Consider the following 16,346-nt stretch of genomic DNA (forward strand, 5'->3'; position numbering starts at 1 on the left):
GTGGGGTGTTATGCAATGTTTCGACGAATGCGCCGAGCTCGGGGTGAAATCACTCGAGGCGCTGCGGACCCCGCTCGAAGACGGTGAGGTGCGCATCGCCCGCCGCGACGGCGTCGCACGATATCCGGCCCGCTTCCAACTGATCCTCGCCGCCAACCCCTGTCCGTGCGCGCCCCCGCGCGCCGAGGACTGCATCTGCGCTCCGACCGCCCGCCGCCGCTACCTCGGCAAGCTGTCGGGTCCGTTGATGGACCGGGTCGACCTTCGGGTGCAGATGTTCGCGCTCTCGGTCGGCGCGCTCAACGGCGACGCGGGGGAGGGCACCGCCGCGGTGCGTGCGCGGGTCGAGCAGGCCCGCGCGGCGGCGGTCGAGCGCTGGCGTGAATTCGGGTGGCGCACCAACGCCGAGGTCCCGGGACCGGCTCTGCGGCAGAGGTTCCGGCTCGGCCGGGGCGCGCTCGCCGGGATGGAGCGGGCACTGCGGGCCGGTGAGATCACCGCTCGAGGCGCCGACCGCGCGCTTCGAGTTGCGTGGACGCTGGGAGATCTGGCGGGGTTGACCGTCCCTGGTGAGGACCAGGTCGGACTGGCCCTGGGCTACAGGGACCGGTGGGCCGCGTGAGCGCGCGGACCCTCGCCTGGGCGTACCTGTCGCAGGTGGCGCTCGGCCCGTGCGCGCCGCTGGCCGAACTCGTCGCGGCCGTCGGACCGGAGGACGCGGCCCGCGCGGTCCGGGAGGCCGATCTGCCCGAGGTGCTGCGTACCCGCACCGAGGCACGAAGGCATCTCGACACCGCCGAGCGCGACCTCGAACACCTCGAACGACTGGGAGGCCGCCTCCTGACGCCGGACGACGAGGACTGGCCGGTATGGAAACTGCTGGCGTTCGACGGGATCGATGCGGTCCGGGACCGGGAGGCCGCGCCGCCGCTCGCGCTGTGGGCGCTCGGCGAAGGATCGGCGGCCGACCTCACCGACCGCGCCGTCGCCGTGGTCGGCACCCGCGCGGCGAGTGGGTACGGCGAGTATGTGACGACGCAGTTCGTCGAGGACCTGTCCGGTTCCGGGTGGACGATCGTCTCCGGCGCGGCGTACGGCGTCGACGGGGTCGCGCACCGGGCCGCGCTGGCCGCAGGCGGACCCACCGTCGCGGTCCTCGCGTGCGGCGTGGACCGGGCGTACCCGGCCGGGCACGCCCGGATGCTCAAGGAGATCGCCGCCACCGGGTTGGTGGTCAGCGAGTATCCCCTCGGGACCACCCCTGCGCGGCACCGGTTCCTGGCCCGCAACCGGTTGGTCGCGGGACTGTCCGACGCGGTTCTCGTCGTCGAGGCGGGGGCACGCAGCGGTGCCCGGAACACGGCGGCGTGGGCGGCGCGGCTCGGCCGTCCGGTGCTGGCGGTTCCGGGACCGGTGACGTCCGCGGCATCCGTGGGATGTCACCGGATGATCCGCGACGGTGCCGCTCAACTCGTCACGCGGGCCGCGGAGGTCGTTGCGGCCGCGGGACCGATAGAGGCAGGGGAGAACGAGTCCGGCCCGGCGCGACGCCTCGATGCGCTGTCCGTCACCGAATCCCGGGTGTACGAGGCGCTGCCCGCGTCGGGCGCGGTCGGGGTGCGCGAGCTGTCCGAGTCGTCGGGGCAGCCGCTCGCGGCGGTCCGGGGGGCACTGCCCACGCTCGAACTCGAGGGTCTGGTCGGGCAGGACGAGACGGGCTGGTTCCGGCGGGGATGAGCGCCGAAAGCCACGAGTGCACGAATCGAAGGGAAGGGAACGGATATGGCGATCACACGAGCGGACGTCGGGTGCTGGATCGTGAAGGGCAACCCGGCCGTGTCGGACTACTTCGGCAGTATCGGCGACGGGCCGGAACCGGAAGTGCACCAGAGCAGTTGGAGTCTGAGCGCCGCCTCCCGGCGCTCCGGCCTCGTGGAGCGGGGAGACCTGATTGCGCTGTGGATCACCGGGCCGAAGAACCCGGGCATCTACGAGGTCGGGAGGATCACCAGTGACGGCGCGCTCGACTGGCCGGACGGCTTCGACGCCCAACACGCGGTCGACCGGGAGAAGGCGTCGCGGCCGTGCCTGGGTGTCGAGTTCGATGCGGTCCGGTTGGCCGGCCCGACGTACGTTCCCCGCGAGGTGCTGCGGCAGACGCCCGCACTGCAGGGGTGCGAGCAGTTTCGGGTGCCGCGAACGGCGAATCCGAGTTACCTCACGCCGGACGAAACCTCGGCGCTGGCGGCACTGCTCGCGGACCGCGTGCCGGCCGGCCTGCTGGACCGCGTGGGGTGGCGCTGATCCCGGATTGGTTCCGGGATCAGCGCGGTCCACGCGATAGGTGACATGCCCCGGGTCGTGCGTTGCGCCGCGGGTCGCCGCCTCCGCGACGACCCGCAGCGCAACGACCTACTTCGCGTCGGGGCCGGTGCCGAACTCGGTGATCCGACCCGAGCAGTCGCCGAATCGCAGCACCGAACCGTCGTTGGCGCGTGCGGTCGCGCGAAGCGCAACCTCGTCTCCGTCCCGGAGGAATGTGAAGTCGGAACCGTCCGACAGCGTCAGGGGCTCTGCTCCACCCCAGCACAATTCGAGGAACGAGCCGCGCTGATCCTTGCCCGGCCCGGAGATGGTGCCACCGGCGAAGAAGTCGCCGGCACGGAGTCCAGCACCATTGACGGTCATGTGCGCGAGCATCTGCGCCGCCGTCCAGTAGGTCGATGCGAACGGTGGGCGGGAGACGACCTGTCCGTTGAGTACCACCTCGAACTCGACTTCGAACGACCACGGTGCCGCCGCGGCGTCGTCCAGGTACTCCGACAGCGGCACGTCGCGTGTGGGGGGAGCGACCCGAGCCGAGTCGAGCGCCGCGAGCGGAGTCACCCACGGCGAAATGCTGGTCGCGAACGACTTGCCGAGGTTGGGGCCGAGCGGAACGTACTCGTAGGCCTGGATGTCGCGGGCCGACCAGTCGTTGGTGAGGGTCAGACCGAAGATGTGGTCATCCGCTTCGTTCACAGAGACCCGGCCGCCGGGAACGGGACCGCCGAGCACGAAGCCCATCTCGGCTTCGATGTCGAGTCGGCGGGACGGGCCGTAGGTGGGGATGCCGTCCGCTTCCGGACGCAGCCCGTGCGGGCGGCGCACTTCGGTGCCGCTGACGACGATCGTGCCCGCGCGACCGTGGTATCCGACGGGGAGATGCTTCCAATTCGGCAGCAGAGGGGGCATTTCGGGGCGGAAGATGTGTCCCAGATTGGTGGCGTGATGTTCGTTGCCGTAGAAGTCGACGTAGTCGGCGACGGTGAACGGCATGTGCAGCGTCACGTCGACGATCGAGTGCAGGGCGCCGCCGATCCGCGCTGCATCGGATTCCGAGGAGAGCACGTCCTGCAGTTCGGCGCGCAGCCGATCCCAGACGGTGCGGTCGGATGCCAAGAGTCGGTCGAGGTTTGCGGTGTCGACGACGTCGCGGAGGTCCGATGCGTCGGACAGGGCGTCGGCGACGGCGACGACGTGGTCACCGATCCGGACACCGAGTTTCGGTGCCGCGTCGGGTGTCGAGAACGAGCCGTACGGCAGGTGCGCGATGCCGTAGCCCTCGGTGGAATGGCGTGCGGCAATGCTGTCGGTGTGGACGTCGGTCATGGGTGCTCCTTGAGAATTGGGGTGGCCCGCGCGGTGGGGGCGGGCGCCAGGCCGAGTTCGGCGAGCGTCTCGATCGGTTCGGCGATGCTGCAGGTACCGAAGGACTCGAACCGTGCGCGCCACGCGGTGTCCGAGACATCGAACCGTCCCGCGAGGGTGACGCCGTCGCGTTCCTCGAGGATCTCGGAGAGGGTCGCGTGGTCGGCTCCGGCCAGTGCGGCGGCGGTGGCCACGGCGATGTTGAGGAAGCCGTGGTGGGCGAACCCGGTGTACTCGTCCGTGTACCGGACGGCTCGGTGCAGTCCGGCGGTGAGCTTGAACGAGGTTCCGGTGCCGACCGCGGCCTCGATCATCGAGGCGAGGTCATCGGCGGTCGGAAACGCCTCCGGCACGAGGCCACCGGTGCGGGCCTTGAGCCGAACCGGCCCGCCCGCCAGCAGGGACACGGCCCCGCTGCGGATCCGGTCCATGGACAGCTCCACGTGGACGCCGAACCGGTCGGTGAGCGCGGCCGCCGCCGTCACCGTCCGTTCGATGTCCTTGTCGGACGTCTTGAGTTCCAGACCGGTCACCGCGATCGCCCGACCGGCGCGCTCGATCGCACCCATGGCGTCGTCCAGGCCGGCGGGCGCGACGACGACTCCGACGCGCAGCGGCTCGTCGGCCACCTCGGCCAGTCGGGCCGCCTCGTCAAGGTGGTCCGGGGTCAGCAGCAGCGGGCCGACCGAGGCTCCGAGCGCGGTGTCTCGCCGCGCCAGGTGCTCGCGCACCGCCCGGTCGAGCGGTGCGCGACCCGGCGGGAAGACGGCGGCATCGTCGAAGAACGCGTCGAAGACCGCGGGAAGTCGATCGGTGTCAGTCATCGGTCATCCACCGTCCTCCCGACCACGACGACGCGTACCCGACGTCTTCGGACGCGAGAGCGGCCTCGCCGAGCAGCAACGGCCGGAACGTGTCGACCATGATGCCGGTCTCGTCGAAGTGGTCCTTGCCCAGGCTGGCCTCGATCGCGCCGGGCTGGGGGCCGTGCGCGTGGCCCCCCGGATGCAGGGAGATCGAACCGATGCCGATGCCCGACCCCTTGCGCGCTTCGTAGTCACCGCCGACGTAGAACATGACCTCGTCGGAGTCCACGTTCGAGTGGTAGTAGGGCACCGGGACGGACAGCGGATGGTAATCGACCTTGCGGGGCAGAAAGTTACAGATGACGAAGTTGTGTCCCTCGAACACCTGGTGCACCGGCGGTGGCTGGTGCAGCTTGCCGGTGATCGGCATGAAGTCCTCGAGAGCGAAGACGAACGGGTAGAGGCAGCCGTCCCAGCCGACCACGTCGAAGGGGTGCTGGGGAACGATGTGCACGCTGCCGGTGATGCCCGTTGCGCCGCGATGCTTGATGTACACCTCGACGTCCGTGCCGTCCACGAGGAGCGGTTCGGCCGGGCCGCGCAGGTCCCGTTCGCAATAGGGGGAGTGCTCGAGCAGCTGACCGGTCGAGGACAGGTAGCGCCGCGGCGGACCGATGTGGCTGTTGGCCTCGACCGCGAACAGGCGCAGGGGTTCGGGTCCCGTCACCCGCCACCGGTGTGTGGTGGCGCGGGGGATCACCACGTACTCCTCCGCGGCGACCTCGAGTGCGCCGAAGACGGTTTCGACGACCGCCGAGCCGGACTCGACATAGACGCATTCGTCGCCGATCGCGTTGCGGTACAGCGGTGAATCACTGTCGGCAGCAACGTAGTACACGCGCACGTCGTCGTTGCCGAGGAGTAGCCGCCGGCTGCGCACGGCGTCGGTTCCGGCCGCGCCGGTCAGGTCGTGCAGGCGTAGGTGCCGGGGCAGCAACGGCTGATTGGGTACGAGGGAGTGATCCGGCAACTCCCAGGAGCGGGCGCCGACGATCGCGGCCGGGATGTGCCGGTGGTAGAGCAATGAGGAGTCCGAGGAGAACCCCTCTTCTCCCATCAGCTCCTCGTAGCGCAGGGCGCCGTCCGCGTCCCGGAACACGGTGTGGCGATGCCGAGACACCTCTCCGATGGTGCGGTAGTGAACCACTCTCACTCCTTTGCGATCCATGGTCGAGCCCGATCACGGATCGGGGACCGAGTTCGGCGGGATCCGCCGTTCGTCGAACCCACAGTGGGTCGCAGGCACCGAACTTCTCAAGTGCTCGCCCTCGGTGCGAGGTCCCGAGGCGCGGGCGGATCGCGTCCCCTCCAAATTGCTTGGCAATGGCCCTACCTGCGGCTTTCGACGCTCCTTGCGCGGCGGGGTCAGCTTCCTGGGTGCTGCCGCACCGTCGTGAGCGCTCCGATTACTGAAATGTTTTTGAAATGTTTTCCATGTCACACTTTGATTCGCAAGCGCTCGACCACCCCCTGAGCGCTCGACCTTCTTTCGCGCCGCCCGCAGTGCGCCCCCTCCCCGAACAAATTTCTCTCGAAGGAGCTCCACCAGTGAAAAAGACCGATGTCGAGGTGCTGATCGTCGGAGGCGGCGGCTGCGGACTGACCGCGTCCAGCCTTCTCGCCGACCTCGGGGTGGACTCACTCCTGGTCGAGCGGCACCCGTCCACCTCGCACCTGCCGAAGGCGCACCTGCTCAGTCAGCGGACGATGGAGATCTTCCGCCAGCACGGCATCGCGGACAGTGTGTTCGAGAAGGGTTCCCCCCTCGACAAGATGTCGAGGGTCCGGTTCGCGACGTCCCTCGGTGGCGACGGCGACCTCGATCGGCGCACCATATTCTCCATCGACGCCTTCGGCGGCGGATCGCTGCGGCATCGCTACGAGACCGACAGCCCCGTTGTGTGCACCGACCTTCCCCAGATCTGGCTCGAGCCGGTCCTGCGTGAGCACGCCGAGCGGCGCAACCCGGGAAAGGTCCTGTTCAACACCCAGGTCGAGTCGTTCTCCCAGGACGCGGACGGCGTCACCGCAGTGATTGTCGACCGCGGTACCGAGGAGCGCACCGAGGTCCGTGCAAAGTTCCTGCTCGCCGCTGACGGCGGCAAGACCGTCGGACCCGCGCTCGGCATCGAGATGCTCGGCGAGAAGAACGTGCTCGACATGGTCACCGTCTACTTCGCCGCCGACCTCTCGCCGTGGGTGCCCGACGACGGCACCTTCCAGACGTGGTTCGCCAATGTCAACGCGAAGGGCCTGTGGTCCAACGGAAATCTCGGCCCGCGCGGCCCGCACCAGTGGGGTGCGAAGTCCGAGGAGTGGGCGGTCCACTTCTCGATGCCGGTCGAGGAGGGCGCGAAGTTCGACACCACGACTGTCGAGCCGCGTATCCGCGAGCTGCTCGGCATCCCCGAGCTGGAGCTGAACGTCATCAGCGTCAACCACTGGATCATCGAGGGTGTCCACGCCGAGCGCTACCGCGAGGGACGGATCCTGCTGGCCGGAGACGCCGCGCACAAGCACCCGCCGACGTCCGGTCTGGGCCTGAACTCCGGCATCGGCGACGCCCACAACATCGCGTGGAAGCTCGCCGCCGTCCTGCGAGGCTGGGCGGACCTCGATCTGCTCGACTCCTACGAGGCGGAGCGGCTGCCTGTCGCGCAGCAGAACATCGACTGGGCGATGATGACCTTCCGCGCGCACGCGATCCTGCCTTCCGCAGTCGGGCTCGTCGCCGGTGACCAGGACAAGAACCGGCAGGTTCTCACCGACCTGTTCTCCGACGGCCGCCGCGGAGAGACCCGCCGCAGCCTGGTCGCGGAGGCGACCACGTCGCTGCGTCGCGAATTCCAGGCGCACGACCTCGACCTGGGTGTCGTCTACGACGGGGGAGCAGTGCTCGGCGACGGCACCACCGCACCGCCGCGTGACCCCGCAGGTCTCGATTACGTCCCGACCACTCGGCCCGGTCATCGGCTCCCACACGCATGGCTCGTCGACGGCGACGACCACCGGTCCACGCTCGACCTGGTCGAGCCCGGCCGCGCCCTGCTTCTCGTCGACACCGCAGGCAGCGAGTGGGCCGAGGCCGCGGGGAAGATCGCCGAACAGCGTGGCATCCCGCTCGATGTCGTGACCGTCGGCCGCCACGCCGCGATTCGTCCGGTCGGGGACCGCTGGCATGCCGTTCGTGGCGTTGGCGATCAGGGTGCGATCCTCGTGCGCCCGGACGGTCACGTCGCATTTCGTTCGGTATCAGGCGTCGCCGAACCGTTGGCCATCCTGGAGCAGGCATTCGCCGCTCTGACCGCGCAGAACTGATGGAGAGGCTCCTCCCATGACCTTGCATTCCGGCACCGCTGGGGCCCGGTCCACAGGGCCCCGCATCGACGCGCGCTCCACCGCGGCTCGTCTGGAGCGACTCCCGGTTGGAAGCTGGCACTGGAAACTGACTGCCCTGGTGGGCATCGGTGCTTTCTACGAATACTTCGAGGTGTTCCTCGGCGGCGTTCTCGCCGCGGTCCTCGGACCGATCTGGGACCTGGGCACATATGAGAAGGCGAGCCTGATCGGCTCGGTCTTTCTCGGCATGTTCGTGGGAGCAGTGACCCTCGGGCGCCTCGCCGACCGCGTCGGCCGCAAGAAGATGTTCCTGATCAATCTTGGTATCTATCTTGTGTTTTCGCTGATCGCGGCATTCTCTCCGAACGTGTGGTTCCTGATCGTGTGCCGCTTCGTCACGGGCATCGGTGCGGGCGCCGAGGCTGCGCTCATCCCGACCTACCTGGGCGAGTTCATCCCGCGGCACCGTCGCGGGCGCTACATCGGCTACGCCTTCACCCTCGCTTTCGTCGCGTACCCGCTCGTGGCGCTCGTCGGCGCACCGCTCGCGAGCAGCGAGTTCCTGATCGACGGCTGGCGCTGGCTGCTGATCATCGGTGCCAGCGGCATCATCGTGCTGCTGTGGATGCGACGCAACCTGCCCGAGTCGCCGCGCTGGCTGGTCTCCGTCGGACGCACCGAGGAGGCGGACGCCGAGCTGCGCAAGATCGAGGACGAGGTGCGGGCCCGGACCGGCGCGGAGCTGCCGGACCCCGACTACTCGGTGCTGCCGCCGGAAGCGGTGGTCGAGGAGAAGAAGGCCAAGGTGTCGGACCTGTTCCGTGGTGGCATCCGCAACTCGATGATCGCGGTCGGCGCGCTGTGGACGATCGGTGTGCTGGCGTACTACGGGTTCAGCTCGCTGGCCCCGGTGCTGCTGGTGGACAAGGGCTACGACATCACGAAATCACTCCTGTACACCGCGGTGATCGCGGTCGGCTACCCGTTCGGTGCCCTCACTGCCGCGATCGTCGCGGAGAAGGTGGAACGACGTACCCTCGCCGTCGTCACCGCGTTGGCGACCGCTGGTGCCGGTCTGGTCTTCGGCTACGGCGCCGGCGATGCGGTCATCATGGCGGCGGGTTTCGCGATGGGCTACGCGTCCAACATCCACTCCAGCTGCGTGAACATGTATGCCTCCGAGGTGTTCCCCACTCGCCTGCGTTCGACGGCGATCGGCCTGTGCTACGGCAGCGGGCGCCTGTTCGCTCTGATGATGCCGTTCCTCGGCCTGACGATTCTCGAGGCCTTCGGTGGCTCGACCGTGCTCGCACTGTCGGCGGTGCTGTTCGTGATCACCGCCGTCCTGGTGTGGATCTTCGGACCGAAGACCACCGGTCGATCCCTCGAGGACATCGTCGAGTCGGCCCCGGCGCCGCGCTGATCGGTTCCCCGGACTCCCGCCGACAGGTATCCCGCGCAACTGTCGACAGGAGTCCGGGGAAGCGGGCGGCTCGGAGTCCGGTGCACCGATCGCTTCCGTCTAATCTGCTATGGAACCTGCAAGGAGGGACGATGGTCCGTCAGCTCGAGCCCCCAGTCGGGCCCACCTCGCGCCGCCCTCGCTCCGGACCGCCCGCCGTGTTCCCGATTCCCCGACAGCGTCTCGCGATCGTCGGGGCGGCTGCGGACCATCCTTCCGTGCAGGCGGCGCAGCGGTCCGCGGAGAAGCTGGGCTGGCCGTACCTGCTGGTCACGGACCGCACGGAGGCGGTGTGGGCCATCACGGTGAACAAGCCCGCACTCGTCGTCGTGGCCGGTGGTGAGACACCCGTCTGCCTTGAGGACGTCACCGCGATTCGTAACGGTTACAAGGGTCCCATCGTGATGCTCGACAACCTGTCGCCATCCACGACGGTGTCGGCCCTGGTCACCGGCGCCGACACCGTGTTGAGCCCCGACCTGCGCGACGACGAACTCGGAGCCCGGCTGTTGGCTCTGGTGCGCCGGACCGCCGAGGGCTCGGAATCCGGCGCCCGCTTCCTCACCAGCGGCGGGCTGAGTGTCGACCTGTGGCGCAAGGAGGTCACGCTCGACCGCACGCCGCTGCGGTTGTCCTCCACAGAGTTTCGTCTGCTGGTGTGCCTGATGGAGAGTGCCGGACAGAACGTTCCGGTCAACCGGATCCTGCACCGGGTGTGGGGTTGGGCCGACGCCGACGTCAACATGCTCCGCATCTACGTCACCCGGCTGCGTAAGGCATTGGGCGAGAAGGCGTCGTCGCCGCGGTTCGTCCGATCGGTGCGCGGCCACGGCTACATGTTCGCGGGTTCGGTCATCGAGGCGGGGGACCGCGAGTCCGACGTCGTCGAGGGGGAGTTGCCGATGATGCAGCGACTCGCCGCGAAATGCGCCGAACTCGCCGCGACCACCGACGTCGGGTCGGCCGCCGAACGCATCGTCTCCGGTCTGGTCACCGAAGGCACGGTGGACGCGGTCGGCCTGCACCTGCTCGACGGTGACGTGCTGCGCCTGATCGCGCACAGCGGGTTCACCACGGCATGGGAGGACATGGCACGGGAACTCACTGTCGCCGACGGCCGGTTCGCCTCCACCCAGGCGGTGACGACGGCGGCTCCCGTGCAGGTGCTGCGACTGCGCACGCGGACCTTTCCCGGCACGAGCGAAGCCTGTGGTGCGGAGAGTCCCGGAAACTACCTGTTCGTCCCGCTGATGTACGCGGGAAAGGCAATCGGCGCGATGGGCGTACTCCGGCACTCCATCGAGCCGATCGGCCCTCTGACCCTCTCGTATCTCAGCGCCGTCGCGGCTCTGTGCGGCACATGCCTGGGTCCCCGGTGGACGGACCAGCTCATGCCGCTCACGTCAGCCGGCGCGGCGTCACCCACCCAACCCCACCAGTGATGACGGTTCGTTCGCCGAGCCGTCACCGAGGAGAGAATCCCGCATGTCTGTTCTGCACGAAACCCCTGCCGCGGCCCTGTCCGATCTGTTGTTCGACGGAATGACCATCGCAGTCGGAGGATTCGGACTCAGTGGTGTCCCCGTGGACCTCATCGATGCCGTGGTTGCCTCCGGCGTGAAGGATCTGACCGTCGTGTCCAACAACATGGGTGTCGACGGCAAAGGGCTCGGCCTCCTGCTCGAACACGGGCAGGTGCGCAAGGTCGTCGCGTCCTATGTGGGCGAGAACGCCCTGTTCGCCGAGCAGTACCTGTCCGGCACTGTCGAGGTCGAGTTCAATCCTCAGGGCACCCTCGCCGAGCGCCTGCGCGCCGGCGGTGCCGGCATCCCGGCGTTCTACACCGCCACCGGTGTGGGCACCGAGGTCGCGGCCGGGAAACCGCACGCCGAGTTCGACGGGCGCACCTACGTTCTCGAACGCGGGATCGTCGCCGATCTCTCGCTGGTGCGCGCGCACATCTCCGACACCGACGGCAACCTCGCCTACCGCTACACCGCCCGCAACTTCAATCCCGTGGTCGCGGCGGCGGGCCGCGTCACGGTCGCCGAAGCGGAGCGGATCGTCGCAGTCGGTGACCTCGCCCCCGACGCGGTGACAACGCCCGGCGTCTACGTCCAGCGCGTCGTGCGTGCATCCGAGCGAATCAAGGACATCGAACAGCGCACGGTGCGACCGCGCCGCGCCGACGTGTCCTTCTGATCGCACTCCCACCCCGAAAGGAGCGGCATCATGCCGTGGACCCGAGACGAGATGGCCGCGCTCGCGGCCTCCGAACTGAACGACGGCTCGTACGTCAACCTGGGGATCGGCATCCCCACGCTGGTCGCCAACAATCTGCCCGAGGGACGCCGGGTGATCCTGCAGAGCGAGAACGGCCTGCTCGGCATGGGACCGTTCCCCTACGACGGTGACGAGGACGCCGACCTCATCAACGCCGGAAAGCAGACCGTGACGATAGTGCCCGGCGGCAGCATCTTCGACTCGGCCGAATCCTTCGGGATGATCCGCGGGGGTCACGTCGCGGTCGCGATCCTCGGAGCGATGCAGGTATCCGCATCAGGGGACCTGGCAAACTGGAGCATCCCCGGCAAACTCGTCAAAGGCATGGGCGGAGCGATGGACCTCGTCGCCGGCACCCCGCGCGTCATCGTCCTGACCGAGCACGTCGCCAAGGACGGCGCCCCCAAGATCGTCGAGACGTGCACGCTGCCCCTGACCGGGGTGGGCGTCGTCGATCGCATCATCAGCGACCGATGCGTCTTCGACGTCGAGGACGCAGGTCTGGTCCTTCGCCGGCTCGCTCCCGATGTCACGCTCGACGAGGTCCGCGAGAGCACCGGCGCGCCGTTCACCGTCCGACTCGACGAGGAGCTGGTCGCATGACCCTGCGTGATCGCTTCGGCACCGACGTCCTCATCGCGGGATGGGGTCACACCCGGTTCGGGAAGCTCGCCGACGAGACGCTGGAATCGCTGATCGTCTCCGTCGCACGGGAGGCGCTCGACGACGCCGGCGTCGAGCCCGGCCAGGTCGACGAGGTCTATCTCGGTCAGTTCAATTCCGGCATGCACCCGTTGGGATTCGCGTCGTCGCTGGCGTTGCAGCTCTCCGATGATCTCGCCGGTGTGCCGGCCACCCGCGTCGAGAATGCCTGTGGTTCGGGAAGTGCGGCCGTGCACCAGGGAATTCGGGCCCTGCTCGCGGGGACCGCCCGAACGGTGCTCGTCATCGGCGCGGAGAAGATGACCCACGCCGGTGCTGATGTCGTCGGGGCCGCGCTTCTCGGCGCCGACTACGAAGCCGCCGGCACGGAGTCGACGACGGGATTCGCCGGGCTGTTCGCCCGCGTCGCAACCGCCTACACCGACCGGTACGGCCCGGTCGACGACACCCTCGCCCACATCGCCGCGAAGAACCACCGCAACGGCGTCCTCAACCCGTACGCGCAGCTGCGCAAGGACCTCGGCTTCGAGTTCTGCGCAACGGTATCCGACCGGAACCCGATCGTCGCGGGCCCGCTGCGCCGCACGGACTGCTCGCCGATCTCGGACGGCGCCGCGGCCCTCGTCCTGACCACCGCACCCACCCGGTCGGCGCATTCACCGGTCCGCGTCACCGGTTTCGGGCACGCGAACGACTTCCTGCCGCAGGCCAAGCGGGATCCCGTCGAGTTCGCAGGCAGCGTCACCGCGTGGCGGCGGGCACTCGACATGGCCGGTGCGGGTCTCGACGACCTCGACTTCGCCGAGGTTCACGACTGCTTCACCATCGCCGAACTCGTCATGTACGAGGTGATGGGGCTGGCCGAGCGGGGCGAGGGCCGACGCGTGATCGACGACGGAACGGTGCTCCCGGGCGGGCGCCTACCGGTGAACTTGTCGGGCGGACTGAAGTCCAAAGGCCACCCCGTCGGCGCCACCGGCGTCTCCCAGCACGTCCTCGCCGCCATGCAACTGAGCGGAACCGCAGGCGACATGCAGCTCGACTCCGCCCGCCGCGGCGTCGTCCACAACATGGGAGGGCTGGCGGTCGCGAACTACGTCAGCGTTCTCGAAGCACTCTGATCGCATCCGGCAAACGATGTTCGGAGCGCGCGACGCCTTCTCCGCGGAACGCGCCGCGCCTCCGCGCGATCATCGTGGCGGCCCTGGCGTTGTTCGCGGCACCGTGTGCGTCCTCGGGGACGCTCAACCGTGACGGCCCGGCCGGGATGTCGCGGGACGGTGTCTCGCGGACCGGGCCGTCACGGTTCGGGACGTCAGACGTCAGGCCCCGAACTGCGGGCAGAGGTGCTCGAGGGCTGCGTCGGCGAGCTGGCGGGTGCCCTCGCTGTCGTCGCCGCGCGACATCATCTCCACGTAGCCGTTCCAGTCCGACCAGGCGTCGGTGGAGACGGCCGAGGGGCGCAGCTGCTCGTAGGTGTCGCAGAAGGTGTGGCCCGTGGACACGATGGCGGCCCGCTGCGTGCGGAGCCCGGGCGTCGACGTGCCATCGGCCGACGTGTGGTCGTCCCAACGGGACTGGCCGCACACGGCTTTCGCGAACTCGGCGTCGCCACCCTCGGGCACGGCGACGAACACGCTGCTGGCCTGCATCCGCTCGATCTGCGCTGTACGGGACTCGTCGAACATGGCCGTCAGTTGCCGGTAGGTGTCGTCGGGCTCCCCGACCGGCTGCGGGCGAAGCACGTCGACGAGCTCCTCGGCGGTCGCGTTGGGCTGCGAGGCGTCAACGCAGGTGGAGTCCGCGGCCGCGTCGGCCTCGGAGGTGGACGAGCAGCCGGTCAGAACAGCGGCGGCGACGAGCAGGACGGCGGGCGCGATGCGACGTGCGAGATTCATGATCCTCCGATGGAAGCGGCTGCGACCGAAGGAGTATGCCAGCCGTGGTCGATCGGTCGGACCGAATCCTCGCCCTCGCGGCGCCACGACCCGGACGCGTACAGTTAGGTGAACCTAATAAGTGGAGGCTTGAAGCATGACGCGACCGACCGTGACGCTGACCGTGCAGCGCACCGAACAGCTCACCCCGCACCTGGTCCGGGTTCACCTCGGTGGGCCGGGGTTCGAGGAGTTCGTGCCCAACGGCTACACCGACGCCTACGTGAAGCTCGTCTTCGGCGCCGACGAGGATCCGGTGTTGCGGACCTACACGGTGCGCCGGGTTGACGACGAGAAGCGGGAGATCGCAATCGATTTCGTGGTGCACGGAGACGAGGGCATCGCCGGTCGGTGGGCCGCGGGCGCGAAGCCGGGAGAACGGCTGCGGCTGCGCGGGCCGGGTGGCGCCTACGCCCCGCGTGCGGACGCGGACTGGCACCTACTCGCCGGGGACGAGTCCGCAGTGCCCGCGATCGCGGCCGCGCTCGAGGCGCTGCCGGCCGGCGCCCGCGCGCAGGTGTTCATCGAGGTCGCGGGCCCCGAGGACGAGGTGGAGCTGCGCACCGACGCCGACGCGACGATCACCTGGGTGCACCGCGGTGGTGGCGCGAACGAGGTCGGCGACGAGCTGGCGGGGGACAACGCCCTCCTGATCACTGCGGTCAAGGCCGCCGACTGGTGGCCCGGCCGGCCGCACGTGTTCGTTCACGGTGAGGCGCACGCCGTCATGCACGGCATCCGTCCCTACATCCGCAAGGAACGCGGCGTGAGCGCCGAGTGGGCGTCGATCTCCGGGTACTGGCGCCGCGGCCGCACCGAGGAGGGCTTCCGCGTGTGGAAGTCGGACCGGGTGGCGGCCGAGCAGGGCCGCTGACCCCGGGTGGCTCCCGAACCCCGGTTCGGGAGCCACCGCACTACTCTGCCGCCACCGTCACCGGAACCGGGTGCTCGGCTCCCGCCTTCGGCCGGGTGAGGGTGAACAGGGCGAGCAGCGCGACCGCCGCGCACACCAGGATGCTCGTCGCCATGCCCGCGGCAGACCCGCCGGCCAGCGGGGACACCAGCGCGCCCAGGCCGAACTGGCCCGCGCCCATCACCGCGGATCCGGTGCCCGCGGCCTCGCGCACCTCGGACTGACCGAGCGCGGTCGCGTTGCCCATGATGAAACCGATCGCGGTGGTCGTCACGAACAGCAACGGCAACACCACGGCCCGGTTCGTGCCGCCCACCGTCACCTCCAGGAGCAGGACCGCCGCGGCGGCGGTCAGCAGCAGCACACCGAAGGCCAGCATCTGCCGGGCGTGGAACCGTCCGATCAGCCGGGTGTTGACGATGCTGCCGAGCACGATGCCGATCGAGTTGACGCCGAACACGACCGAGAACTGCCCCGAGCTCAGACCGAGCACGTCCTGCATGACGAACGGCGACGCCGAGATGTACGAGAAGAGCGCACCGAACCCGAACATGAACGTCAGCGCGTAGCCGACGAACCGCCGGTTGCCGAGCACGTACCGGGCGTTGCGGGCCAGCGCCGTCAGTCCGCCGCCGTGACGGCGCTCCGGTGCGAGGGTCTCCGGGATCAGCGCGAGCACGCCGACCACCATCACGACACCCGCGCCCGCGAGAACCCAGAAGATGCCACGCCAGCCGATAGGTCCGAGCAGCGCGCCGCCGGCCATCGGCGCCACCACCGGGGCGACGCCACCGATGATCATCATGATCGAGAACAGCTTCGCGGCCGCGTCGCCGGTCGCGCGGTCGGCGATCACTGCGCGCGCCAACACGATTGCCGCGCCGCCGCTGAGCCCCTGCAGGAGCCGGGCGGCGATCAGGACACCCGCGGACGGTGCCAGTGCGCACAGAAGGCCGCTGATCGCGAACAGGACGGTTCCGCCGAGGAGCAGTTTGCGGCGCCCCCAGCCGTCCGAGAGCGGACCGACGATCAACTGCCCGACGCCCAGACCGGCCATGAAGGTGGTCAGCGTCAGCTGGATCGTCGAGGTGGACGTCGCGAGGTCCTCGCCGAGCGTCGGCAGCCCCGGCAGGTACATGTCGGTCGCGAGGGGCGCGATCGCGGACAGCAGGGCAAGGGTCAACAGCATCGGA

Annotated in this window: 14 protein-coding genes and 1 pseudogene; 10 read left to right on the forward strand and 5 right to left on the reverse strand. The window is 69.2% G+C overall.

The annotated features are described in order from the left end of the window. Window positions 1-22: 22 nt before the first annotated feature. The 3 genes and pseudogenes from ACWEPG_RS12855 to ACWEPG_RS12865 form a co-directional block, all read left to right on the forward strand. Window positions 23-622 (forward strand): annotated as a pseudogene (locus tag ACWEPG_RS12855) (ATP-binding protein); the annotation flags it as partial. Further along, entirely contained in the window at window positions 619-1,737 is a 1,119-nt protein-coding gene (gene dprA / locus ACWEPG_RS12860; protein ID WP_450116224.1) for a DNA-processing protein DprA, read from the forward strand. The pseudogene ACWEPG_RS12855 and the gene dprA, both read left to right, overlap by 4 nt. 45 nt (window positions 1,738-1,782) lie before the next feature. Next, entirely contained in the window at window positions 1,783-2,304 is a 522-nt protein-coding gene (locus ACWEPG_RS12865) for a hypothetical protein (RefSeq protein ID WP_450116223.1), read from the forward strand. A 108-nt stretch (window positions 2,305-2,412) separates the two neighbouring features. Here ACWEPG_RS12865 and fahA read toward each other — a convergent pair whose 3' ends face one another. From fahA to ACWEPG_RS12880, 3 genes are read right to left on the reverse strand one after another with little or no spacing between them, the layout of a single operon-like run. Further along, window positions 2,413-3,651 carry a fumarylacetoacetase gene (gene fahA, locus ACWEPG_RS12870; protein WP_450116222.1) on the reverse strand — a complete coding sequence of 413 codons (1,239 nt, stop codon included), beginning with the start codon at window positions 3,649-3,651 and terminating at the stop codon, window positions 2,413-2,415. After that, window positions 3,648-4,514 carry a hypothetical protein gene (locus tag ACWEPG_RS12875; protein WP_450116221.1) on the reverse strand — a complete coding sequence of 289 codons (867 nt, stop codon included), beginning with the start codon at window positions 4,512-4,514 and terminating at the stop codon, window positions 3,648-3,650. Before ACWEPG_RS12875 ends, fahA begins: the two co-directional genes overlap by 4 nt. Next, window positions 4,507-5,724: a homogentisate 1,2-dioxygenase gene (locus ACWEPG_RS12880; RefSeq protein WP_450116220.1), complete on the reverse strand. Its 1,218-nt coding sequence runs from the start codon at window positions 5,722-5,724 to the stop codon at window positions 4,507-4,509. Before ACWEPG_RS12880 ends, ACWEPG_RS12875 begins: the two co-directional genes overlap by 8 nt. Window positions 5,725-6,104: 380 nt before the next feature. On the opposite strand from ACWEPG_RS12880, the gene ACWEPG_RS12885 reads away from it, so the two are divergent. The 6 genes from ACWEPG_RS12885 (at window position 6,105) to ACWEPG_RS12910 (ending at window position 13,424) form a co-directional block, all read left to right on the forward strand. Then, window positions 6,105-7,874, forward strand: a complete 1,770-nt coding sequence (locus ACWEPG_RS12885; RefSeq protein WP_450116219.1) for an FAD-dependent monooxygenase — start codon at window positions 6,105-6,107, stop codon at window positions 7,872-7,874. Window positions 7,875-8,013: 139 nt separating this feature from the next. Further along, the gene (locus tag ACWEPG_RS12890) at window positions 8,014-9,318 is read left to right on the forward strand and encodes an MFS transporter (RefSeq protein ID WP_452594530.1); all 1,305 of its coding nucleotides are present in this window, start codon (window positions 8,014-8,016) and stop codon (window positions 9,316-9,318) included. 131 nt (window positions 9,319-9,449) lie between these two features. Beyond that, on the forward strand, window positions 9,450-10,799 hold the full coding sequence (locus ACWEPG_RS12895) for a winged helix-turn-helix domain-containing protein (protein WP_450116217.1): 1,350 nt from the start codon (window positions 9,450-9,452) through the stop codon (window positions 10,797-10,799). A 43-nt stretch (window positions 10,800-10,842) separates the two neighbouring features. Continuing rightward, complete coding sequence (locus ACWEPG_RS12900; protein ID WP_450116216.1) at window positions 10,843-11,559, forward strand: CoA transferase subunit A; 717 nt, start codon at window positions 10,843-10,845, stop codon at window positions 11,557-11,559. A 30-nt stretch (window positions 11,560-11,589) separates the two neighbouring features. After that, a complete protein-coding gene (locus ACWEPG_RS12905) occupies window positions 11,590-12,243 on the forward strand; it encodes a CoA transferase subunit B (RefSeq protein ID WP_450116215.1) in 654 nt (217 codons plus the stop codon). Next, window positions 12,240-13,424, forward strand: a complete 1,185-nt coding sequence (locus tag ACWEPG_RS12910; protein ID WP_450116214.1) for an acetyl-CoA acetyltransferase — start codon at window positions 12,240-12,242, stop codon at window positions 13,422-13,424. Before ACWEPG_RS12905 ends, ACWEPG_RS12910 begins: the two co-directional genes overlap by 4 nt. Window positions 13,425-13,625: 201 nt before the next feature. Here ACWEPG_RS12910 and ACWEPG_RS12915 read toward each other — a convergent pair whose 3' ends face one another. Beyond that, window positions 13,626-14,201 carry a hypothetical protein gene (locus ACWEPG_RS12915; protein WP_450116213.1) on the reverse strand — a complete coding sequence of 192 codons (576 nt, stop codon included), beginning with the start codon at window positions 14,199-14,201 and terminating at the stop codon, window positions 13,626-13,628. Window positions 14,202-14,337: 136 nt separating this feature from the next. Between ACWEPG_RS12915 and ACWEPG_RS12920 the strand changes: the two genes are divergently transcribed. Beyond that, window positions 14,338-15,114, forward strand: coding sequence for a siderophore-interacting protein (locus tag ACWEPG_RS12920; RefSeq protein ID WP_452594531.1), 777 nt, complete (start codon window positions 14,338-14,340; stop codon window positions 15,112-15,114). 40 nt (window positions 15,115-15,154) lie between these two features. Here the strand turns inward: ACWEPG_RS12920 and ACWEPG_RS12925 are convergent, their stop codons facing one another. After that, a complete protein-coding gene (locus ACWEPG_RS12925; RefSeq protein ID WP_452594544.1) occupies window positions 15,155-16,342 on the reverse strand; it encodes a multidrug effflux MFS transporter in 1,188 nt (395 codons plus the stop codon). Window positions 16,343-16,346: the final 4 nt, after the last annotated feature.

The organism is Rhodococcus sp. NPDC004095 (assembly GCF_053604015.1).

What these genes read in the sequence shown, in the direction of transcription:
- ACWEPG_RS12875 (WP_450116221.1), bottom strand. Translation starts at nt 4,514, where the DNA reads ATGACTGACACCGATCGACTTCCCGCGGTCTTCGACGCGTTCTTCGAC.
- ACWEPG_RS12910 (WP_450116214.1), top strand. Translation starts at nt 12,240, where the DNA reads ATGACCCTGCGTGATCGCTTCGGCACCGACGTCCTCATCGCGGGATGG.
- ACWEPG_RS12865 (WP_450116223.1), top strand. Translation starts at nt 1,783, where the DNA reads ATGGCGATCACACGAGCGGACGTCGGGTGCTGGATCGTGAAGGGCAAC.
- ACWEPG_RS12915 (WP_450116213.1), bottom strand. Translation starts at nt 14,201, where the DNA reads ATGAATCTCGCACGTCGCATCGCGCCCGCCGTCCTGCTCGTCGCCGCC.
- ACWEPG_RS12925 (WP_452594544.1), bottom strand. Translation starts at nt 16,342, where the DNA reads ATGCTGTTGACCCTTGCCCTGCTGTCCGCGATCGCGCCCCTCGCGACC.
- ACWEPG_RS12905 (WP_450116215.1), top strand. Translation starts at nt 11,590, where the DNA reads ATGCCGTGGACCCGAGACGAGATGGCCGCGCTCGCGGCCTCCGAACTG.
- ACWEPG_RS12920 (WP_452594531.1), top strand. Translation starts at nt 14,338, where the DNA reads ATGACGCGACCGACCGTGACGCTGACCGTGCAGCGCACCGAACAGCTC.
- ACWEPG_RS12895 (WP_450116217.1), top strand. Translation starts at nt 9,450, where the DNA reads ATGGTCCGTCAGCTCGAGCCCCCAGTCGGGCCCACCTCGCGCCGCCCT.
- ACWEPG_RS12900 (WP_450116216.1), top strand. Translation starts at nt 10,843, where the DNA reads ATGTCTGTTCTGCACGAAACCCCTGCCGCGGCCCTGTCCGATCTGTTG.
- fahA (WP_450116222.1), bottom strand. Translation starts at nt 3,651, where the DNA reads ATGACCGACGTCCACACCGACAGCATTGCCGCACGCCATTCCACCGAG.
- ACWEPG_RS12880 (WP_450116220.1), bottom strand. Translation starts at nt 5,724, where the DNA reads ATGGATCGCAAAGGAGTGAGAGTGGTTCACTACCGCACCATCGGAGAG.